The sequence below is a fragment of the Rhizobium sp. K33 genome, assembly GCF_056501445.1.
The window spans coordinates 4374858-4394766 of sequence record NZ_CP096478.1 but is presented as its reverse complement, the minus strand read 5'-3'; the positions used below and the strand labels follow the sequence as shown (position 1 = coordinate 4394766).

Below are 19909 nucleotides of genomic sequence, written 5' to 3'. Positions count from 1 at the left end.
TAATGAAAGCCGTGGGTAAGGAAGTCACCATCATCATGGTCGAGGATGACGAAGGTCATGCTCGTCTCATCGAGAAGAACGTGCGTCGTGCCGGCGTGCACAACGAGATCATTCCGTTCACCAACGGAACGGACGCGCTGGACTATGTTCTCGGCAAGGACCGTAGCGGCAAGGTTTCAGAAGACCGGTATCTGCTGATCCTGCTCGATCTCAATCTGCCCGACATGTCGGGCACGGATATTCTTGATCAAATTAAATCCAATTCGCATACGCGGCGGCTCCCGGTCGTCATCTTGACGACGACGGATGACGAGCGCGAAATCCAGCGGTGCTATGACCTCGGGGCCAATGTTTATATCACCAAGCCTGTCGACTACGACAACTTCGCCAATGCCATTCGACAACTCGGATTGTTCTTCTCCGTCATGCAAATCCCCTGAGGATGGCCCGGCGATGCGCTTCAGCGTCCTCTACATCGACGACGATGCGGCCATCGCCCGGCTGGTGCAGCGGTATATGGGTCGCCTCGGTCACGAGGTAGCCCATTCCGAGACCGAGGACGACGCGCTCGCCTTGTTGCGCGCGCGCCCGTTCGACGTCGTCGTCCTCGACCACTATCTGCGCCAGACCACCGGCCATGACGTGCTCGCACGCATGCGCGAGGCGGCGATCGACGTGCCGGTCGTCTACGTCACCGGCTCCAACGAGGCCCAGGTCGCGATCGAAGCGATCAAGGCGGGTGCTGCCGACTACGTGATCAAGACGGTCAGCGACGACTTCCTGTCTCTCCTGTCGAGCGCCGTCGAGCAGACCGTGGCCAATGCCCAGCTGAGAGCCGCCAAGACACGGGCGGACGAAGAAATCCGTCTCGGCAAGGAGCGGGCCGAAGCTCTGCTTGCCGAAGTGAACCATCGTGTTGCCAATTCTCTGGCGCTCGTCGCGAGCCTGCTGCGGCTGCAGATCTCCAGCGCGCGGAGCGAGGAGGTCAAGGCGGAATTGGCCGAGACGCAGGCGCGCATCACCGCAATTGCCGGCATGCATCGCAGCCTCTACACCTCTGACGACGTCTCGAAGGTCGAACTCGACCGTTATCTCGGCCGCCTGACGGCTGAACTCTACAGCTCCCTGCACAGTGCCGAAAAGCCGATCCGCCTCTTGCTCGATGCCGATCCGATTTCGCTCAGCGCAGACAAGGCGGTTTCCGTCGGCATGATCGTCACCGAACTCGTGACCAATGCCTTCAAGTATGCCTATTCCCCGGGACAGGCCGGCGACATCCGTGTGCAGTTGAAGATGATCGGCGATGACGCAGCCCTGTTGCGGGTCGAAGACGACGGGATCGGCATTGATCCTGACAGTGCACCGAAAGGCACGGGTCTTGGCAGTCGCATCGTCAAGTCCATGGCTTCGACGCTGGGCGATGGTCTGCGCTATCTGGAAGGCACCGACGGGACTGTCGCCGAGGTGCCCCTCAAGCTCGACAGCAGCGCAGGCTGACGCGCATTTACCACTCTGGCCACCAGGGTGTTGCCCTGTGCCGGATTTGCGCTAGGGTCGCCCCCACAGAGATGAAGGGTTTGCCGTCATGACCTTGGCCGGAATGCGCATTTTGCTTGTGATCGCGGGTGGCATTGCCGCATACAAGAGCCTTGACCTGATCCGCAGGCTCCGGGAACGCGGTGCGAGCGTGCGTCCGATCATGACTCGCGGCGCGCAGGAATTCATCACGCCGCTCGCCGTTGGCGCTCTCTCCGCCTCCCATGTCTATACCGAACTCTTCTCGCGGGAAGACGAGCAGGATGTCGGCCATATCCGGCTGGCGCGCGAATGCGATCTCGTGCTTGTTGCCCCCGCGACCGCGGACCTGATGGCCAAGATGGCGAACGGGCTGGCCGACGATCTTGCGTCGACCGTGCTGCTCGCGACCGACCGGCCCGTGCTGGTCGCGCCCGCCATGAACCCGAAGATGTGGGCGCATCCGGCCACCCAGCGGAATGTTGGCGTGCTCCAGGGCGATGGGATCCAGATGATCGGCCCGATGGAGGGCGAGATGGCCGAAAGCGGTGAACGCGGCCGCGGACGCATGGCCGAGCCGCTGGATATCGTCGCCGGTGTCGAAGACCTGTTGTCCGGGCCGAAGCCGCTCGCGGGCATGACGGCCGTCGTGACATCGGGCCCGACCCATGAACCGATCGATCCAGTGCGCTACATCGCCAACCGCTCGTCGGGCAAGCAGGGTCATGCGATCGCCGCAGCCCTTGCCCGCCTCGGCGCGGAGGTGACGCTGGTTTCCGGGCCCGTCACGATCCACGATCCCGCAGGAGTTCGGACGCTGCATGTGGAGCGAGCCGAGGAGATGCGCGATGCCGTGCTTGGCGCCCTCCCAGCCGATATCGCCGTGATGGTTGCGGCCGTCGCCGACTGGCGCGTGGCATCCTCTGCCGGTCAGAAGATCAAGAAGCAGCCGGGCGAGGCTCCGCCGCCGCTCGAACTCACCGAGAACCCCGATATCCTGAAGACTGTCGGACACCATGCGCAGCGCCCGCGTCTCGTCGTCGGCTTCGCTGCGGAGACGCAGAATGTCGAGGAGAACGGCCGCTCCAAACTCGAGCGCAAGGGCGCCGACCTGATCGTCGCCAATGACGTCTCGCCGGAAACCGGGATCATGGGTGGCGACCGCAATCGCGTGAAACTCATCTCCCGCGACGGTGTGGAAGGCTGGCCCGATCTCTCCAAGGACGAGGTCGCAGAACGGCTGGCGCTCTGGATCGCGACCCAGATCGGCGGGACCGGGGCATGAGCCTGTTTTCCCGTTCCGGTTTCGAGACTTTCGTTCACGGCCTCGCCGGCACCAGCTTGGTCGACCAATGGGAGAGCAGCGTCGCCAAGGTCGGGGAAAAAGTCTTCGCGCTCCTAACGGACGGTGATAACCGCCTTGCCTTCAAGGTCAGCGAGGAGAGCTTCGAGATCCTGACCGCATTGGAAGGCATCTCGCAGGCACCCTATTTTGCCAAACGCAAATGGGTGACGGTTGAGCCCGGGAGCGAGCTCAGCGATGCGGAGCTCCGCGATTATCTCACCCGATCCTACCGCACAGTCAGCGCATCGCTGACGCGCAAGCTGCGCAGCGAACTCGGCATCGCCGACTGAGGCTTGAGGGTCAAGCCGTCGCCAGCGCCGGCCGGCGGGCCTGGTCGACCCGGGTGCGTTCGACCTCGGGCTTGAATTCGGCAGCGTCCAGCCCGTTCTCGCTGAGGATCACGGCACTACCGGCGGGGATCTCCACCCAGGTATCCGTCTCGTCATTCAGCGGTTCCGACACGAGACAGAAGCTGCCCTTCGGACCCATGGGTGCTGCAAACAGCGTCGGGGCATGCTCGTCTGTGGAATAGCGGACCGCGTAGAGCGTCTTGCCATCGGAGAAAGCCGCCGTCATGCGGATGCGGGCGGTGCCCGTCAGATGCAGGCTGATCTGCTCCACGAAACCCACGGCCTCGCTCATCGCCGCAATCGGACGGTCCCTCAGGCCGAACTGAAGCGCGAGGAGGAAAAGCAGTTCGCTGTCGGTCGTGCCGACACGTGCATGGAAATGCTCGTCGTCCAGCATGCCTTCCATGGGCCGGCGGATGCGGTCGAAATTGTCGATTTGGCCATTGTGCATGAAGGACCAGGTGCCCTGCACGAAGGGATGGCAGTTGTCGCGACGGGTCGCGCCATGGGTCGCAGCGCGGACATGGGCGAGGAAGAGCGGCGAGCGGATCTGGCTAGCAAGGCTCTTCAGATTGCAGTCCGACCAGGCGGGGAGCACGTCGCGGAAGCGGCCAGGTTCGGGGCGATCGCCGTACCAGGCAAGGCCGAAGCCGTCCCCGTTCGTGGCCGTCTTGGCGCGGGTGGCGCAATGGGATTGTTCGATCAGGGAATGCGCAGGAGAGGTGACGAGCTCCTCGAGGAAGATCGGAACACCACGATAAGCCGCCCAACGACACATTTGAATTCTGCCCCAGGTCCATCGAACCGACTGCGCATGCCGTCCAGTCTTGGCGCGATAGACTAATGATTTGCAAACATGCCACCATTCATGACAAATTTTTGTCGTGCAGCGCAACATGCTTCCTGCTGTCGACTGGCGCAAAAGTGAACACTGCGTTCTGACGGGTATACCTGCGCCGAAGGCGGCGCTCGCATATATTGCCGGACAATTCAGCCATCATTCTCCGAGGAGATGCATCGATGTCCATTCGTCCCGTCAAGCATGAAAGCCGCGCCACGCCGACCATGGAGGGGGCCGGCGTCAAGCTGCACCGCGTGTTCGGCTTCGGCGATCCCTCGATGACCGACCCCTTCCTGATGATGGACGATTTCCGCAACGACACGCCGAGCGACTATGTGCGCGGTTTCCCCTGGCATCCGCATCGCGGCATCGAGACCATCACCTATGTGCTGGCCGGCACCGTCGAGCATGGCGACAGCCTGGGCAATCAGGGCATGCTGGGTGCCGGTGACCTGCAATGGATGACGGCCGGCAGCGGTATTCTGCACCAGGAAATGCCGAAGGGCGATTTCGCCGGCCGGATGCACGGCTTCCAGCTCTGGGCCAATCTGCCTTCCTCGCTGAAGATGACGAAGCCCCGCTACCAGGACATCAAGTCCGGCGACATCCCCGTCGTCATCGACGATGACGGCACCTCGGTGCGGGTGATCTGCGGCGACTTCTGGGGCAAGAGCGGACCGGTGGACGGCATTGCCGCCGAACCCGTCTATCTCGACATTTCCGTGCCGCCAGGCAAGCGCAAGACCTTCCCGGTCGACACCTATCGTTCCGCCTTCGCCTATATCTTCGCCGGCTCCGGCTCGTTCCGCGATGCCTCCAAGCCCTTCGGCGTGAAGGTGGAGAAGGAGTATATGGGGGAAGAGCTGAATATCCGAGATCTCTCCGGCAACCGGACGCTGGTCGTTTTCGACACCGGCGACGAGATTACCGTGCAGGCCGGCGAACAGGGCATCCGCTTCCTGCTGGTCACCGGCAAGCCGATCAAGGAGCCGGTCGCCTGGCACGGGCCGATCGTCATGAACACCCGCGAGGAACTGATGCAGGCGATGAAGGAGCTGCAGAACGGAACCTTTATCAAGGCTGATCATTAACCCCTGCAGTCAAGTTCACCTTGCCCGGCGGCACTCCACCGCCGGGTTTTCTTTTTCCAGAGGGTGCAATGCGGGTCACAGGGGCATGCCAGTGCGGTGCCATCCGCTATGAAGCCGAGGTCGATCCACAGGCCGTCGGCATCTGCCACTGCACCGATTGCCAGAGGCTGACGGGTTCGGCCTATCGCGTGACCGCCCCGGCCATTTCCAACAGTTTCCAGATCACCTCAGGTGTCCCGCATCGCTACCGAAAGATCGGCGACAGCGGGCAGCCGAGTGATCAATTCTTCTGCGGCGACTGCGGCTCGCCGCTCTGGCGCGAGAGCGCGGACGGAGAGATCGGCATTCGGCTGGGCACCATCGACCAGCGACGCGCCTTGAAGCCCCACCACCAGTCCTGGCTGGGCTCCGCCCTACCCTTCTTCCTCGATATCCGCGACCTCGAACGTCACGAAGGCAGCTGAAGCCTTCAGCGCCTGTTCTCGTCTGACCACAAGGCGTGGAAATGATGCACGGGTCCATGACCTGATCCGACCGACAGACGACCGGAAGCCACGACCGCCTCTGCCAGCCAGGTCTTGGCCTGACGGACGGCATCCTGGAGGCTCCGCCCCTTTGCAAGTTCTGCCGCCAGCGCGCTCGACAAGGAACAACCGGTGCCATGGGTGTTGCGTGTCACAAAACGCGCGGCCTCGAACCAGCGCACCTCTCCTTCCGACACCAGCACATCGGAGCTTTCGGCACCCCTAAGGTGCCCCCCCTTCACCAGCACGGCCTTCGGCCCGAGCGCTGAGAGCCGGATGGCCTGCGCTTCCATGACCGTGCGCTCGGAGGCCTCAGGCTCGCCGAGCAGAGCCGCCGCCTCAGGCAAATTGGGGGTCAGGAGGGTGGCGAGTGGGAGCAATTTGCTCTTCAGCGCCTCGACTGCAGCCGGATCGAGCAGCGACGCTCCGCCCTTGGCGATCATGACGGGATCGAGAACCACGGGAATGCCGCGATGCGGCTCCAACGCCTCCGCCACTGCAGACGCGATGCCGGCATTGGCGATCATGCCGATCTTCACCGCATCCACCCTGACATCGGCAAAGACCATGCGGATCTGCTCGGCGACGAAGTCCGGGTCGAGCGGCACGACGGCAGAAACACCTTGCGTGTTTTGCGCCGTCAGCGCGGTCAAGGCCGCCATGCCATAGCAGCCGCGCGCCGAGAAGGCCTTGAGATCGGCCTGGATCCCCGCCCCTCCGGAGGGATCGGAGCCGGCAATGCTGAGCACGTTGCGGATTGTCGATGATTTCATCTGCTTCTCCCCGATGGCGGAGAAGCAACGGGTGAGACGCGGAAAGCCCGACGCGGCACCTGAGCGACTCCCTCCGCCAGCATGATCTGGTTCAGGTTCAAAGGGTGCTTCTCAGCCCGGCTTCCGCCAGACGCCCCTGTCTCTTCGTCGGGAGATTATGCGACCGCGCGGGGCCTGTCACCTGCATTGGCCGGATTAAGTGTTTGCCGCCGCTCTCCGGAGCGGGTACGGGAGCCTATTGCCAGATCGATCACAGGACCCCTCCCTTGCATCACTCCCCCGACCGGCTTTTCGACCGCTTCTATGACGGTTTCCTCTTCGACATGGACGGCACACTTCTCAACTCCATCGCTGCCGCCGAGCGGGTCTGGAGCCGCTGGGCACTGAAGCACGGGCTCGATCTTGAAACCTTTCTGCCGACCATGCATGGCAAGCGCGGGATCGACACGATCAGCGCGCTGAACCTTCCCGGTATCGACGTGGTAAAAGAGGCGCTTGAAGTAGAGCGCGGCGAGATCGAGGACCTGGACGGCATCGTGCCAATCCCGGGGGCCATCGCCTTTCTCGAAAGCCTGCCCGCAGACCGCTGGGCCATCGTCACCTCGGCCCCGACGGCTTTGGCGCGCGCGCGCATCGGCGCGGCCGGCCTGCCCCAGCCTCGGCAGATCGTCACGGCGGAAGACGTGAAGATCGGCAAGCCCGACCCCGCGGGCTATCGCCTCGGTGCTGAACGGCTCGGCTTTGCCCCCTCGCGCTGTCTGGTGTTCGAGGATGTGCTTGCTGGCGTTCTGGCCGGCGAAGCCGCCGGCGCCGATGTCGCGGTTATCACGGCGACCCACGCCCATCCGCTCAAGACATCGCATCCGACCATCGCGACTTACGAGCGACTGACGGTGACGTTCGCTCCATCGAAGGGGTTGCGGATCTCTGCCGCAGGTTGACGGGGTGAAGGGCGGCACGCCCAGCCGCCTGGCGCCACAGCCCTGTCAGAACTGCTTCTGGAAGTTCAGCTTGAGTGACTGGGCATTGCCGCGATTGCTGTAATTGCCATCGAAGCCGATACCCACGGTCGCCATGGTACCGATCGGCATGTCGATCCCCGCTTGCAGGACGAGGCTGTTTTCGGCAGCCGTCTTGCTGGAGGTGACGAAATCGCTGCCCCCGGCAAAGGACAGGGTCGATGCCGTCTCCGTATCGCCGAAGGCATGCTGCCATCCGGCCGCCCCACGAACGGTCGCGCTCACCCCGGCAAGCGCCAGTTCTGTCGCTGCTCTGAGGCCGAGATTGGTGAAGGTGAGGTTCATGTCACTTGCCTGGCGTGACAGGGAGGCCGCACCTCCCTCTTCCGTGAAGGCCGGCGTGTGCATATGGACCTGCGCCAGGTTGACGAAGGGCTCCAGCCGCACGTCCCGGATCTTGATCTCATAGCCGAGTTCCGCGAAGGCCTGCACCGTGTTGGTACCGTAATCGGCTGAAAGCTGATCGGAGAAGCCACCGAAATCGACCGTACGTTGCGTCGAGACCTGCTGATGCTTGTAGAGCGCGCCGAAGCGCAGGGCGAGCGGCCCCCACTGATTGCCGCCATAGAAGCCGATATCGAAATCGTCACTATCCCCGCTGGAAAGACCGTCGCTCAGCTCGAACGAGGCAGCGCCGTAACCGCCAAGAACACCCAGCCTCCAGCTCGTATCTCCCAGTGCCGTATCGATGCCGAAGGCGATGCCACCGATCGAATTGGAGAGATCGGCATCGCCGTTTTCTCCGAAGCTCTTGCCCCAGCCGCCATAGGCTTCCGCCCAGGCGACGGGGCCGTTGTTTTCAGGCGTTGCGAGGATTGATTCAGCCGCTAGTTCGGCCGGCGTCTTCGCTTTTTCCTCACCGTAAGCCAGCGCGCTCGAACTGCCGCCCCCAAGGGAGACGACATTGCTCTGGCCGGCGCCGACAGAGCCGAAGGCCGAGCGCATGCGATTGCCGCCCACACTCCGAATAAGGCCGGAGTTTTCAAGGCTGACGCTCATGCTTTGGCCATGGACTTCGCCTGAAAGCTGCTGGAAGGCGTTGGCGGCCGTCTCATCGTCGAGGACAACGATCGCGTCGTAGACCGCATTGCCGGAGCCGAGGCTTTCGACCGCGCCTGCCGTGGCCGACTGGTTCGTGGACTGCGCAACATCCGCGAAATCGGTCGCGTTGCGGGTCAACGTCAATGTCGCATCATTGCTGCCGTAGCTCAGCGCGGCATCAAGAAAGCTGTAATCCGTATCGACCGTGTCGAAGGTCCCCGTGAGGCCACCATCGGCGGTGAGGATGACATAGGACTGGTTGGCCGCGTAACCGCTGGAGGGGCCGACATGCAGCACCGTGCCGCCGTTGAGGGTTGCCGTGCCTGTGGCATGCAGGAGATCGCTCGCACCGGTCGTGGTGTTGACGTCGACCTCGTAGGTCGCGCCCGCGTCAAAAACCAGATTGCCGTCGACCGTCAGGGTCCCAACGCCGGAATCGCCGGGGGTTACCGTGGAACCGCTGGAGAGGGTGGTCGCTCCGATCGTCCCCTTCCCGCTCAGCGTGCCCCAGCCGGAGACCGTGAGGATGCCGCCAAGCGTGGCGTTGTTCAGATGAAGCGTTCCGCCGGTGATGCTGGTGGTTCCCGTGAACGCGCTGCCATCGCCTGCGTAGACGACCCGGCCATTGGCCACGGCGATCTCACCTGAACCGTCGATCAGCGAGTCGAAGGTGACGTCGCTTCCTCCAAAGTTGAAGACGAGGGTGCCATCGCCATCCCCAAAATGGATTTCTTCCGCATCGAAGCCGGCGCTCCCGCCCGCGGTCTGACCGAGGGCTGCGCCGATGATTAACGTGCCGGTGGAATCCGCCTCGTTGGCAATGGTGATTTCGTCAGCAGAGACGTAACCGCCACCCGTGACGATGAGTGTGCCCGTTCCTTCGTTGCCGACATAGAGGCCGCCGGTCGTGATCCAGGTCGAACCGTTGCCGGACACCGTCGCCGTGCCTTCCGATCCGACATTGTTGCCGATGAGGCTGCGGGCTGCGGTCACATCGCCGCCAAGAGCGATGGTCAACGCACCTTCGCCGATGCGTCCAACGTTGAGATCGCTGGAAACATCCCAGAGAGACCCATTGCCGGTCACCAGCATCTCGCCATAGGAGCCCGCGAGATCACCAAGAATGCCCTGTCGGTTTTCGATGAGGCCACCCGCGGAGATCGTCACGGAGCCTTCTGCGCCAGCGTTATGCCCGACGAGGAAGTCGCCGCTCATGATCCAGCTCGAGCCGGCACCGTTGACGGTGGCCTCGCTGTCCGAGCCATTTTCCGTGCCGACATAGCCGTCGGTGCTGGTCAGATCGCCGCCGGCGAGAAGCTGGAGCGTACCATCGCCGACATTGCCGACGTAAAAGACACCGGTGTTTTCCCAAAGGCTGCCGTTGCCGGAGATCGTCACGAGACCGGATCCGGTGGCTTCGTGACCGATGAGGCCACCAGCCGAACTGATCTTGCCGCCATTCGTGATGACGACCGTGCCTTCACCCAGCCCGCCAACACTGACGCGATCGGAGAGGTCCCAGAGCGAGCCTGTCCCGTCGACATTGACCGTACCCTCAGACCCTGTGCTGTCGCCGAGGACTGCAGATGTGCCTTCGACCGTGCCTCCGGCCTGGATATTCAACGTTCCGTCGCCGGGATCAGAACTCGACATATCGGAGCGGTCGCCGCCGATGAGCAAGGCGCCGGTGGTCCAAGTCGAACCGCTGCCACTGACCGTGACCGATGATGTGGAATGGCGACCGATGACCGCATTGCCGTTCGACACCGTCGCAGACTCGCGGATTTCCAGCGTCGAATCGCCAAACGAGCCGACGAAAAGCTCGCCCGTGTTGACCCAGCTTGTCCCAGACCCGGTGACCGTGACGCTGCTGCCGGAGGAACCGGCGCCATTGCCGATATAGGCTGCCGTTCCGGAGACATCCGCGCCTTCCTTGATCAGCAAGGTGCCGACGCCACCTCCGCCGATGGTCAGCGCGTCAGACAGTGTCCACTGCGAGACGGTTGCGACCGTGGCGCTGCCGGACGATCCGATCCCGTCTGCAATGATGGTTCGCCCGGTGATTGCGGTTGCGTCCTGCTCCAGCGTGAACGAGCCGCCGCCGCCGTATCCGATATAGAATGCATCGGCCTCGAAGCGGCTCTGGTTCGAGACGTTGAGCGTGCCCTCGCCTGTCGTTCCAGCGCCGAGATAAACCACGCCGCCGAGAAACTCGCCCTGCGTCAGCACGTTGACGGTTCCGTCGCCGTTGTTGCCGATATAGGTCGAACCGGTGTTTGTCCATTTCCCGAGGTTGCCGGTGACCGTGATCATGCCGATCGACCTATCGCTGTAGGCGATTGTCGCATTTGTGGTCGAGAGTTCACGCCAGACGGTCAGGCCGCCATCCGTTCCACTGCCGGTTCCGACGAAGAGATCGGCAGCCGCGCCATCTTCGCCATCGAGCACCACACCGGTCTGGCTGATGCGCGCATCATCGGAAGCCGTCGGGGCACCGGAGCCCCATTCCCAGTTGCTGTCCGTGAACCAGTCGCTCGAGGTGGCGCCGGTCCAATTGACCGAGCCGGCGTGAGCGGGACCCGCCAGCAATGGCAGGATGCTGACCGACGTCAAAAGTGCCCGCAAGCGGGTTTCACGAGAAAATGCCTTGAACAAAACGCCCCGGTCGCAACGACCGCCCACACAAGATTATCAGTTGTGCGGACAGTATCACGCCGAGGCGGAGATCAAAGGTCAGTATCCGGTCAAAAACCGCAGGTATTCGGACCAGATCTGGGCAGAACAGAGAACAATCACGCCGCCTTGGCGACGTGATATTCCTTGATCGCGGCCATCTTGATTGCCGGATAACGCTCGGCTTCGTAGCGCAGCGAGAACTGGTCCTGCGCCATGAAGACCGGATCGCCGTCGAGATCGCGGCAAATGTCGCCGCGGCGCTGGGTCATGAACTTTTCCAGATCATCCCTGTTATCGGCGGAAATCCAGCGGCAGACGGAGAAGCGCGACATTTCGAAGGAGACCGGCAGGCCGTATTCCGCCGAGAGCCGCTCCTTCAAGACATCGAGCTGCAGCGCGCCGACGACGCCGACGATGGCCGGCGAGCCGTCTTCCGGCGAGAACAGCTGCACGACGCCTTCTTCGGCCATCTGCTGCAGGGCTTCCTTCAGCTTCTTCGCCTTCATCGCATCTTCGAGACGTACACGGCGGAGGATTTCCGGCGAGAAGTTCGGTACGCCCTGGAAGACGAGGTTTTCGCCCTCGGTCAGCGTGTCGCCGATCCTGAGCGTCCCGTGGTTCGGGATGCCGACGACATCGCCGGCAAAGGCCGTGTCCGCCAGCTGGCGCTGCGAGGCGAAGAAGAACTGCGGCGCCGTGAGGCCCATCTGCTTGCCGGTGCGGGCAAGGCGCGCCTTCATGCCGCGCTCCAGCTTGCCGGAGCAGATGCGGGCAAAGGCGATGCGGTCGCGGTGGTTGGGGTCCATGTTGGCCTGGATCTTGAAGACGAAGGCCGTCATCTTTTCTTCCGCAGCATGCACCGTGCGGGTGTCGGCCACCTGGTCGCGCGGCGGCGGCGCATAGGCACCGAGCGCATTGATGAGGTCGCGCACACCGAAGTTGCGCAGCGCCGAGCCGAAGAAGACCGGCGTCATGTGCCCTTCGAGGAAGCTCTGGCGATCGAAGGGACGGCAGGCTTCGCGGGCAAGCTCCAGCTCGTCAATGAAGGCCTGGCGCTCGTTTTCGGGCAGGTTCTCGGCAACGGTTTGCGGGCCGTTGACCTTCAAGGGTTCGACCTGGGCATCGCCGCCGCGATAGGTGTTGTTGGCGAGATGGTAGGAGCCGCAGAAGGTCTTGGATCGACCAACCGGCCAGGTGATCGGCGCCGTGTCGAGCGCGAGCTTTTCTTCGACTTCGTCGAGGATCTCGAAGGGATCGCGGCTTTCGCGGTCCATCTTGTTGACGAAGGTGATGATCGGAATGTCGCGCATGCGGCAGACTTCGAAGAGCTTCAGCGTACGCGGCTCAATACCCTTGGCGGCGTCGATGACCATGACGGCCGCGTCGACGGCCGTCAGCGTGCGATAAGTGTCGTCGGCGAAGTCTTCGTGGCCGGGCGTGTCGAGAATGTTGAAGACATTGCCTTCATATTCGAAGGTCATGACCGAGGTCACGACCGAGATGCCACGCTCGCGCTCGATCTTCATCCAGTCCGACCGGGTCTGGATGCGATCCTTCTTCGCCTTGACTTCACCGGCAAGCTGGATGGCGCCGCCGAACAACAGCAGCTTTTCGGTCAGCGTCGTCTTACCCGCGTCCGGGTGGGCGATAATAGCAAAGGTGCGGCGGCGGGAGACCGCCTCGGCGAGCGTTTCAGCCATATCTCTGGAATTCCTTGTGGTCGGGCGGTTATCTAGCGTTTCGACGGCCAATATGCAATTGAGCGCGGGCAACAAAGGATTTCTGCCCATGTCCGCCATCCGCTCCGACATCCTCGGTCCCGTGCTCAACCTCAAGCGCCTGCCGCATGGCGAAGGGCTCGACCTGCCGGCCTACGAGACGGCAGGGGCGGCCGGCATGGATCTGAGAGCTGCGGTGAGCGACGGGGAACAGATGACGCTCGCACCGGGTGCGCGGGCGCTGGTGCCCACCGGCTTCATCATGGAAATCCCTGAGGGCTTCGAAGCTCAGATACGCCCACGCTCGGGCCTCGCCTTCAAGAACGGCGTCACCTGCCTCAATACACCCGGCACCATCGACAGCGACTATCGCGGCGAGGTGAAGGTGCTGCTGATCAATCTCGGCCAGGAAGACTTCATCATTACCCGTGGCATGCGGATCGCCCAGATGGTGATTGCACCGGTGACGCAGGTGCGGGTCACCGAGGTGACCGAGACGAGCGACACGGCGCGCGGCGCCGGCGGGTTCGGTTCGACGGGGGTGTAAGGGCCAGAGGTCACCGCTGTGCTTCCATCACCATCCGCACCGCCAGCCCGGTGAGCACGGTTCCCATCAGCCAGCGCTGCACCACCATCCAGACCGGCCGGCCGGCGAGGAAAAGCGCGATGGTGCCGGCGGAGAGGGCAATGAGGCCGTTGCCGGTCACGGCGATGGCAATCTGCGTGAAGCCGAGGGCGAGGGACTGGGTGAAGACGCTGCCGCGTGCCGGATCGACGAACTGCGGCAGGAGCGACATATATAGGATCGCCACCTTCGGATTGAGCAGGCTGGTGACGAAGCCCATGACGAAGAGCTTGCGCGGGCTGTCGACGGGCAGATCGCGCACCTGGAAGGGCGAGCGCCCGCCGGGGCGCAGTGCCTGCCAGGCGAGCCAGCCGAGATAGAGCGCACCGCAGAATTTCAAAAGGTCGTAGGCGAATGGCACGGCGAGCAGCAGCACGGTGATCCCGAGCGCGGTCAACAGCATGTAGACAACGAAACCGAGTGCCACGCCCCCGAGCGAAACAAGGCCGGCCATCGGCCCCTGGCAGATCGACCGGGAAACGAGATAGATCATGTTCGGGCCCGGTGTCAGCACCATGCCAAGGCAGATCAGGCTGAAAGCGAGGAAGGCAGAGAGGCTCGGCATGAGGGCGTTTCTCACAGGGGTTTGCGCCTCCTAGCTGCAGAGCGGTGGAAGGCGCAATCGCGATCGTGTCACCGTTGCAAGTCTTTCGCTCCAGGACTAGAAATGGCGGCGCAGGAGACCATCCATGACACTGACGACGATCATCGCCTATTGCGGCGCGCTGTTCATTGCGGCCGCCATTCCGGGACCCGGCATGACCGCGATCGTGGCGCTGGCTCTGAGCTCCGGCTTCCGTCCGACCTTCTTCATGGGGCTCGGGCTCATTCTCGGCGATCTCGTCTATCTGACGGCCGTGATCCTCGGGCTTTCGGTTCTGGCCAAGACTTTCGTCACGCCTTTCCTGATCCTGAAATTCCTGGGTGCGGCCTATCTCGTCTATGTCGCCTGGAAGCTCTGGACATCCGGTCTCCTGCCGCAGGATATCAAGGCGGAGCGTGCCATGCGTCCCTCCATGTCCTTTCTGTCCGGCCTGTTGGTGACGCTCGGCAATCCGAAGACCATGCTGTTTTACGTCGCGCTGGTGCCGACGCTCATCCCGCTCGAGGCGATCGGGCTTGCCGACTACCTCCTGCTGGTCGGGCTGACCTTCATCGTGCTGATGGCCGTGCTGTTGCCCTATATTCTGCTGGCGGCCCAGGCGCGTGGGCTCCTGAAGCGGCCGGAAGCGCTGAAGGTGTTGAACCGGAGTGCTGCGGGCATCCTCGCCGGGACGGCGGCCTATATCGCGGCGCGGGCTGCCTGATCTCTCCGTTCACTGCAACAATCGTGCTCTGAAGCGCTTTTCTCCATTGGCGTTCGAGACGACGGTCTGGGAGCAGATTTTTCCAAGGATCGCGCTTGGCGCGGCATGGCTATGCTGGCATGGCGCGCAGGCCAAGCGTAAGCTCGCGCCAAACACATCATCAGGGAGAGATACATGACTGAGCAGAAGAAACCCGGCCGCGGACGCGTTTACGGCTCGATCACCGAGACGATCGGCGATACGCCCATCGTGCGTCTCGACAAGCTGGCCAAGGAAAAGGGCGTGAAGGCGCATCTGCTCGCCAAGCTCGAATTCTTCAACCCAATCGCCTCCGTCAAGGACCGCATCGGGGTGGCCATGATCGAAAGCCTGGAAGCCCAGGGCAAGATCACCCCCGGCAAGACCACGCTGATCGAGCCGACCTCTGGCAATACCGGCATCGCGCTCGCCTTCGCCGCCGCCGCCAAGGGTTACAAGCTGATCCTGACCATGCCCGAGACCATGTCGATCGAGCGCCGCAAGATGCTGGCCCTGCTCGGCGCCGAACTCGTCCTGACCGAGGGCGCGAAGGGCATGAAGGGCGCCATCGCCAAGGCGCAGGAACTGGCCGAGACGACGCCGGATGCGATCATTCCGCAGCAGTTCGAAAACCCCGCCAACCCGGAAATCCACCGCAAGACGACGGCCGAGGAAATCTGGAACGACACGGATGGCCAGATCGACATCTTTGTTTCCGGCATCGGCACGGGCGGCACGATCACCGGCACCGGGCAGGTGCTTAAAAGCCGCAAGCCCGACATCAAGGTCGTGGCCGTCGAGCCGACCGACAGCCCGGTTCTCTCCGGCGGCAATCCCGGTCCGCACAAGATCCAGGGCATCGGCGCGGGCTTTGCCCCCGCCATTCTCGACACCCATGTCTATGACGAGGTGATCACCGTCAGCAATGACGAGGCTTTCGAGCATGCTCGGCTCGTTGCGCGTCTTGAAGGGGTGCCGGTCGGCATTTCCTCGGGTGCTGCGCTGACCGCGGCCATCAAGCTTGGTCAGCGGGAGGAAAATGCCGGCAAGACCATCGTCGTCATCATTCCTTCCTTTGCCGAGCGCTATCTCTCGACTGCGCTCTTTGCCGGCCTCGGCGAGTAAGTCGACGATCGGAAGCGCCGGTCCCGGCGCTTCCTCCATTGCGGGCGTAGCGATCCCCGGCTAGATTGGCTCACGACAAATTGACTGTCTGCTTCAGTGCATTTCCCGGGGGTCCATGCGCGCACTTCTTCATCGCCTGCCTGCCTTCGCCTCCGTTCAAGACCCGCTCTCCGGTGGCGGCCTGATCGCGACCTATGTGGCAAGCCTCATCGTCTTTGCGGTGGCGCTGGCCATCAGGGCATGGTTCGATCCCGTCCTGCCGGCCGGGTTTCCCTTCCTCACCTTCTTCCCCGCCGTGATCATCTGCGGCTTCGTCTTCGGCCTGCGCCAGGGCGTGATGGTGGCCGCGCTCTCGGGGCTCTCTGCCTGGTATTTCTTCATCAGCCCCGGACGCTTCGACTTCTCCGTGGGCACGCTGCTCGCCATGGCGCTCTACATTTTCGTGGTGACGACCGAGCTGACTCTGATCTACCTTGTCACCCAGGCCTATCGCAAGGAAATGACCGCCCGCGAGGAAATCCAGCGACTGGCCGAACAGCAGGAGGTGATGGCGCTGGAACTCGACCACCGCCTGAAGAACATCTTCGCCACGATCAACGCCATCATCAGCCTTTCGCTCAAGAATGCTTCGAGTGCCGACGAACTCGCAGCCCGATTGCGTGACCGACTGGCGGCGCTCGGGCGCTCCAACCTGTTGCTTCGCGGCCTGCGCAAGGGCGAAGACGCCTCCTTGCAGAGCGTGATCTTCCAGGCGCTGGAGCCCTTCGCCATCGTCGGCACCGCACGTTTCACCGCCAATGGCCCCAAGGTGCCGATCGGCGGACAGACCGTGGTGGTGCTCAGCCTCATCCTGCACGAGCTCGGGACCAATGCCGCGAAATACGGTGCGCTCAGCGTCCAGGGTGGTCGTGTGGACCTCGACTGGCTGATCGAGAGCACCGCCGACAATGACGAGCAGCTCGTCATCACCTGGCGCGAAAACGGCGGCCCCGCGCCGACGCCACCGGTGGCGGGCGCGGGTGGCTTCGGCTCGACGCTGATGAAGCGCGTCATTGCCGGCGTTCGCGGCCAGACCGAGATCAGCTATCCCCAGGAAGGGGCCGTGGTCCGCCTGCTGCTGCCGGTCGACATGCTGCGGCCGACCAGCGAAGCAGCCGCCGAAAACTGAGCTTCACCGCCGCTCACCTTCCCTCCCCTCACGCCGCCGCCGCAAGGCGCTCGGACGCGATGCGATAGGAGATCGCCTCCGCGAGATGAATGCGCCCCAGGGTCTCCGTGCCGTCGAGATCTGCGAGCGTGCGGGCGACCTTCAGCACCCGGTGATATCCCCGTGCCGAGAAGCGGAATTTCTCCGCCGCGTCGCGCAGGAGCTGCAGGCCCGAGGAATCCGGCTCCGCGAGTGTCTCGATCAGCGCGGTGGAGCAGCGCGCATTGGTACTGAACGGCAGGCCGAGGCGCTCGAAGCGATCGCGCTGGCGGGCACGGGCGGCTGCCACGCGTCTTGCGACATCCGCGCTGCTTTCTGCCGCCCGCGGCTTGATCAGATCGGTCGCCGACACCGCGGGAACGTCGATCCTGATATCGATGCGATCCATCAGGGGGCCCGAGATTCGCCCCTGATATTCCGTCTGGCAGCGGATCCCGCGGGCACAGACATGCCCGGGCTCTCCTGCCATGCCGCAACGGCAGGGGTTCATGGCGGCAACGAGCTGAAAATCGGAGGGGTAGGATACCCGATGGTTGGCACGGGCAATGATGCATTCGCCGGTCTCCAGCGGCTGGCGAAGGGCATCGAGCACGGGCGGCGCAAATTCCGGCAGTTCGTCGAGAAACAGGATGCCGTGATGGGCCAGCGAGGCCTCACCCGGCTTGGCTCTGAGCCCCCCGCCCACGAGCGCTGCCATGGTGGCGGAATGATGGGGCGTGCGAAAGGGCCGCCGATCGGAGAGCTTGCCACCGGATAGCTGGCCGGCGATCGAATGGATCATCGAGACTTCGAGCAATTCGGCCGCGGACAAAGGCGGCAGGATCGATGGCAGGCGCGCCGCCAGCATGGATTTGCCCGACCCCGGCGGGCCGACAAACAAGAGATTGTGTCCGCCAGCCGCAGCGACCTCCAGCGCGCGCTTGGCGCTTTCCTGGCCTTTAATGTCGGCAAGGTCCGGCAGATTGGCGGGAAGCGCTCTGACCGAGGGCTCCGGCCTCGACAGGACCTGGGTGCCGCGGAAATGATTGGCGAGCGCAATCAGGCTGCGGGGTGCCAGGATGTCGATCTCGCTGCCGGCCCAGGCGGCTTCAGCGCCGCTGTCGGCGGGGCAGATGAGCCCCTTGTCCAGAGCATTGGCGCTGATCGCCGCCGGAAGCGCGCCTGCGATCGGTGCGATGGTGCCATCCAGGTTGAGTTCGCCGATGACGAGAAAGCCCTGCAGCGCATCGCCGGGGATTGCCCCGAGTGCTGCCATCAGACCGAGCGCGATCGGCAGATCGAAATGCGAGCCTTCCTTGGGCAGATCGGCCGGCGCCAGATTGACGGTCACCCGTTTTGCCGGAAGCGCCAGCCCCGAGGCATGGAGCGCGGCCTGAACGCGCTCGCGGCTCTCGGCCACCGCCTTGTCGGGCAGGCCGACGATCTGCATGCCCGTCTTGCCGGGCGCCACCATGACCTGAACCTCGACGGGCACGCCTTCAATGCCCTGGAATGCAACCGTACTGATACGCGCTACCATCGCCCGCCCTCGCCGATCGACCTATAGTCGCCGATGCAACTTCATATTGCGTGTAGCGACAGGAACAATCTCGCATAAGACGAGCCGTTCCGCAAGAACATTTGCGGAACATCTGCATCTACCGATAGGGCTTCAGTTGTGCCCGGTTGTGCAGTGGGAACACAGGGGGAACTTCGATATCGAAATCAGGCGGTTAAGCGCGCTTGCGTTCGATCGCGTCCCAGAGCAGTGCGGCGATATCCGCGCCGCCGAATTTCTTCACCTCACGGATCCCGGTCGGCGAGGTGACGTTGATTTCCGTCATGTAGTCGCCGATCACGTCGATGCCGACAAGCAGGAAGCCGCGTTCGCGAAGTGCTGGGCCGATGCGCGCGCAGATCTCGCGCTCGCGGGCGGTCAGCTCGGTCGCCTCGGCGCGACCGCCGACATGCATGTTCGAGCGGCTGTCGTGTTCGGCGGGAACGCGGTTGATTGCGCCGACCGGTTCGCCATCGACCAGGATGATGCGCTTGTCGCCCTTGCGCACCGCCGGAAGGTAGCCCTGCGCGATGAAGGGCTCGCGGAACATCTGCGCGAACATTTCCATCAGCGAGGTGAAGTTGCGGTCATCGCGGGTGGAGTGGAAGACGCCGGCGCCGCCATTGCCGTAAAGCGGCTTCAGGATGATATCGCCATGCTCTTCGCGGAAGCGGGCGATCTCGGCCGGATCCTTGGTGATCAGCGTCGGCGGCATCAGGTCGGCGAATTCGGTGACGAAGATCTTCTCCGGCGAGTTGCGCACCCAGGCCGGATCATTGACGACCAGCGTCTTGGGATGAATGCGCTCCAGGAGATGCGTCGAGGTGATGTAGCTCATGTCGAAGGGCGGATCCTGGCGGAGCAGGACGACGTCCATGGTCGAGAGATCGATGCGTTCCGGCGCACCCAGCGTGAAGTGGTCGCCCTTGACGTCCCGCAGCTCCATCGGCTCGACGGTTGCGTAGACACGGCCGTCGCGCATTGACAGCCGGTCGGGCGTGTAGTGAAACAGCTTGTAGCCCCGGTTCTGAGCCTCCAGGCTCATGGCGAAGGTGGAATCACCCGCGATGTTGATCGTGGATACGTGGTCCATCTGGACCGCGACATTGGTGATCTTCGCCATGTGGTTTGTCCCCGTTGAAAAGCACCGGAGATGTAGGCCGTGCGGCAGGGGATGGCAACGCCGCACAGCCTCAA

Annotated in this window: 18 protein-coding genes and 1 riboswitch; of the genes, 11 read left to right on the top strand and 7 right to left on the bottom strand. The window is 63.4% G+C overall.

Annotated features, from left to right (window positions below):
- Nucleotides 1–2 precede the first annotated feature (2 nt).
- The 4 genes from M1E12_RS21200 to M1E12_RS21185 all read left to right on the top strand — a co-directional run bounded on the left by M1E12_RS21200 (nucleotide 3) and on the right by M1E12_RS21185 (nucleotide 3150).
- The gene (locus tag M1E12_RS21200) at nucleotides 3–440 is read left to right on the top strand and encodes a response regulator (protein ID WP_113460172.1); all 438 of its coding nucleotides are present in this window, start codon (nucleotides 3–5) and stop codon (nucleotides 438–440) included.
- A gap of 13 nt (nucleotides 441–453) precedes the next feature.
- Nucleotides 454–1497: a sensor histidine kinase gene (locus M1E12_RS21195; RefSeq protein ID WP_479563195.1), complete on the top strand. Its 1044-nt coding sequence runs from the start codon at nucleotides 454–456 to the stop codon at nucleotides 1495–1497.
- A gap of 88 nt (nucleotides 1498–1585) precedes the next feature.
- Nucleotides 1586–2800, top strand: coding sequence for a bifunctional phosphopantothenoylcysteine decarboxylase/phosphopantothenate--cysteine ligase CoaBC (coaBC, locus tag M1E12_RS21190; RefSeq protein WP_479563194.1), 1215 nt, complete (start codon nucleotides 1586–1588; stop codon nucleotides 2798–2800).
- Nucleotides 2797–3150: an MmcQ/YjbR family DNA-binding protein gene (locus tag M1E12_RS21185; RefSeq protein ID WP_479563193.1), complete on the top strand. Its 354-nt coding sequence runs from the start codon at nucleotides 2797–2799 to the stop codon at nucleotides 3148–3150. Before coaBC ends, M1E12_RS21185 begins: the two co-directional genes overlap by 4 nt.
- A 10-nt stretch (nucleotides 3151–3160) precedes the next feature.
- On the opposite strand, the gene M1E12_RS21180 is transcribed toward M1E12_RS21185, so the two are convergent.
- Nucleotides 3161–3988: a class II glutamine amidotransferase gene (locus M1E12_RS21180; protein WP_113460176.1), complete on the bottom strand. Its 828-nt coding sequence runs from the start codon at nucleotides 3986–3988 to the stop codon at nucleotides 3161–3163.
- 242 nt (nucleotides 3989–4230) lie between these two features.
- On the opposite strand from M1E12_RS21180, the gene M1E12_RS21175 reads away from it, so the two are divergent.
- Both M1E12_RS21175 and M1E12_RS21170 read left to right on the top strand, forming a co-directional pair.
- Nucleotides 4231–5142 carry a pirin family protein gene (locus tag M1E12_RS21175; RefSeq protein ID WP_113460177.1) on the top strand — a complete coding sequence of 304 codons (912 nt, stop codon included), beginning with the start codon at nucleotides 4231–4233 and terminating at the stop codon, nucleotides 5140–5142.
- 68 nt (nucleotides 5143–5210) lie between these two features.
- Nucleotides 5211–5606, top strand: a complete 396-nt coding sequence (locus tag M1E12_RS21170; protein ID WP_479563192.1) for a GFA family protein — start codon at nucleotides 5211–5213, stop codon at nucleotides 5604–5606.
- Between the two features lie 5 nt (nucleotides 5607–5611).
- Here M1E12_RS21170 and thiD read toward each other — a convergent pair whose 3' ends face one another.
- A complete protein-coding gene (gene thiD, locus M1E12_RS21165; RefSeq protein WP_479563191.1) occupies nucleotides 5612–6439 on the bottom strand; it encodes a bifunctional hydroxymethylpyrimidine kinase/phosphomethylpyrimidine kinase in 828 nt (275 codons plus the stop codon).
- A gap of 51 nt (nucleotides 6440–6490) precedes the next feature.
- A riboswitch (TPP riboswitch) is annotated at nucleotides 6491–6587 on the bottom strand.
- Nucleotides 6588–6705: 118 nt separating this feature from the next.
- Here thiD and M1E12_RS21160 point away from each other — a divergent pair.
- Complete coding sequence (locus M1E12_RS21160; RefSeq protein WP_479563190.1) at nucleotides 6706–7380, top strand: HAD-IA family hydrolase; 675 nt, start codon at nucleotides 6706–6708, stop codon at nucleotides 7378–7380.
- Between the two features lie 45 nt (nucleotides 7381–7425).
- On the opposite strand, the gene M1E12_RS21155 is transcribed toward M1E12_RS21160, so the two are convergent.
- Both M1E12_RS21155 and M1E12_RS21150 read right to left on the bottom strand, forming a co-directional pair.
- On the bottom strand, nucleotides 7426–11124 hold the full coding sequence (locus M1E12_RS21155; RefSeq protein WP_479563189.1) for an autotransporter domain-containing protein: 3699 nt from the start codon (nucleotides 11122–11124) through the stop codon (nucleotides 7426–7428).
- Between the two features lie 167 nt (nucleotides 11125–11291).
- The gene (locus M1E12_RS21150; protein WP_479563188.1) at nucleotides 11292–12875 is read right to left on the bottom strand and encodes a peptide chain release factor 3; all 1584 of its coding nucleotides are present in this window, start codon (nucleotides 12873–12875) and stop codon (nucleotides 11292–11294) included.
- Nucleotides 12876–12963: 88 nt separating this feature from the next.
- Between M1E12_RS21150 and dut the strand changes: the two genes are divergently transcribed.
- The gene (gene dut, locus M1E12_RS21145) at nucleotides 12964–13440 is read left to right on the top strand and encodes a dUTP diphosphatase (RefSeq protein ID WP_479563187.1); all 477 of its coding nucleotides are present in this window, start codon (nucleotides 12964–12966) and stop codon (nucleotides 13438–13440) included.
- Between the two features lie 10 nt (nucleotides 13441–13450).
- Here the strand turns inward: dut and M1E12_RS21140 are convergent, their stop codons facing one another.
- On the bottom strand, nucleotides 13451–14083 hold the full coding sequence (locus M1E12_RS21140; protein ID WP_479563186.1) for a LysE family translocator: 633 nt from the start codon (nucleotides 14081–14083) through the stop codon (nucleotides 13451–13453).
- Between the two features lie 124 nt (nucleotides 14084–14207).
- Between M1E12_RS21140 and M1E12_RS21135 the strand changes: the two genes are divergently transcribed.
- The 3 genes from M1E12_RS21135 (at nucleotide 14208) to M1E12_RS21125 (ending at nucleotide 17136) form a co-directional block, all read left to right on the top strand.
- Nucleotides 14208–14825, top strand: coding sequence for a LysE family translocator (locus M1E12_RS21135; protein WP_479563185.1), 618 nt, complete (start codon nucleotides 14208–14210; stop codon nucleotides 14823–14825).
- A 174-nt stretch (nucleotides 14826–14999) separates the two neighbouring features.
- On the top strand, nucleotides 15000–15968 hold the full coding sequence (cysK, locus tag M1E12_RS21130; RefSeq protein WP_113460185.1) for a cysteine synthase A: 969 nt from the start codon (nucleotides 15000–15002) through the stop codon (nucleotides 15966–15968).
- Between the two features lie 115 nt (nucleotides 15969–16083).
- The gene (locus M1E12_RS21125; protein ID WP_479563184.1) at nucleotides 16084–17136 is read left to right on the top strand and encodes an HWE histidine kinase domain-containing protein; all 1053 of its coding nucleotides are present in this window, start codon (nucleotides 16084–16086) and stop codon (nucleotides 17134–17136) included.
- Between the two features lie 28 nt (nucleotides 17137–17164).
- Here M1E12_RS21125 and M1E12_RS21120 read toward each other — a convergent pair whose 3' ends face one another.
- Nucleotides 17165–18694, bottom strand: a complete 1530-nt coding sequence (locus tag M1E12_RS21120) for a YifB family Mg chelatase-like AAA ATPase (protein WP_479563183.1) — start codon at nucleotides 18692–18694, stop codon at nucleotides 17165–17167.
- Nucleotides 18695–18887: 193 nt separating this feature from the next.
- Nucleotides 18888–19835: a glutathione synthase gene (gene gshB, locus M1E12_RS21115; RefSeq protein ID WP_479563182.1), complete on the bottom strand. Its 948-nt coding sequence runs from the start codon at nucleotides 19833–19835 to the stop codon at nucleotides 18888–18890.
- Nucleotides 19836–19909: the final 74 nt, after the last annotated feature.

Coding starts and splice junctions, on each gene's coding strand:
- dut (WP_479563187.1), top strand. CDS start 12,964: ATGTCCGCCATCCGCTCCGACATCCTCGGTCCCGTGCTCAACCTCAAG.
- M1E12_RS21150 (WP_479563188.1), bottom strand. CDS start 12,875: ATGGCTGAAACGCTCGCCGAGGCGGTCTCCCGCCGCCGCACCTTTGCT.
- M1E12_RS21200 (WP_113460172.1), top strand. CDS start 3: ATGAAAGCCGTGGGTAAGGAAGTCACCATCATCATGGTCGAGGATGAC.
- M1E12_RS21180 (WP_113460176.1), bottom strand. CDS start 3,988: ATGTGTCGTTGGGCGGCTTATCGTGGTGTTCCGATCTTCCTCGAGGAG.
- M1E12_RS21125 (WP_479563184.1), top strand. CDS start 16,084: ATGCGCGCACTTCTTCATCGCCTGCCTGCCTTCGCCTCCGTTCAAGAC.
- M1E12_RS21120 (WP_479563183.1), bottom strand. CDS start 18,694: ATGGTAGCGCGTATCAGTACGGTTGCATTCCAGGGCATTGAAGGCGTG.
- gshB (WP_479563182.1), bottom strand. CDS start 19,835: ATGGCGAAGATCACCAATGTCGCGGTCCAGATGGACCACGTATCCACG.
- M1E12_RS21170 (WP_479563192.1), top strand. CDS start 5,211: ATGCGGGTCACAGGGGCATGCCAGTGCGGTGCCATCCGCTATGAAGCC.
- M1E12_RS21140 (WP_479563186.1), bottom strand. CDS start 14,083: ATGCCGAGCCTCTCTGCCTTCCTCGCTTTCAGCCTGATCTGCCTTGGC.
- M1E12_RS21175 (WP_113460177.1), top strand. CDS start 4,231: ATGTCCATTCGTCCCGTCAAGCATGAAAGCCGCGCCACGCCGACCATG.
- thiD (WP_479563191.1), bottom strand. CDS start 6,439: ATGAAATCATCGACAATCCGCAACGTGCTCAGCATTGCCGGCTCCGAT.
- M1E12_RS21195 (WP_479563195.1), top strand. CDS start 454: ATGCGCTTCAGCGTCCTCTACATCGACGACGATGCGGCCATCGCCCGG.
- cysK (WP_113460185.1), top strand. CDS start 15,000: ATGACTGAGCAGAAGAAACCCGGCCGCGGACGCGTTTACGGCTCGATC.
- M1E12_RS21185 (WP_479563193.1), top strand. CDS start 2,797: ATGAGCCTGTTTTCCCGTTCCGGTTTCGAGACTTTCGTTCACGGCCTC.
- coaBC (WP_479563194.1), top strand. CDS start 1,586: ATGACCTTGGCCGGAATGCGCATTTTGCTTGTGATCGCGGGTGGCATT.
- M1E12_RS21135 (WP_479563185.1), top strand. CDS start 14,208: ATGACACTGACGACGATCATCGCCTATTGCGGCGCGCTGTTCATTGCG.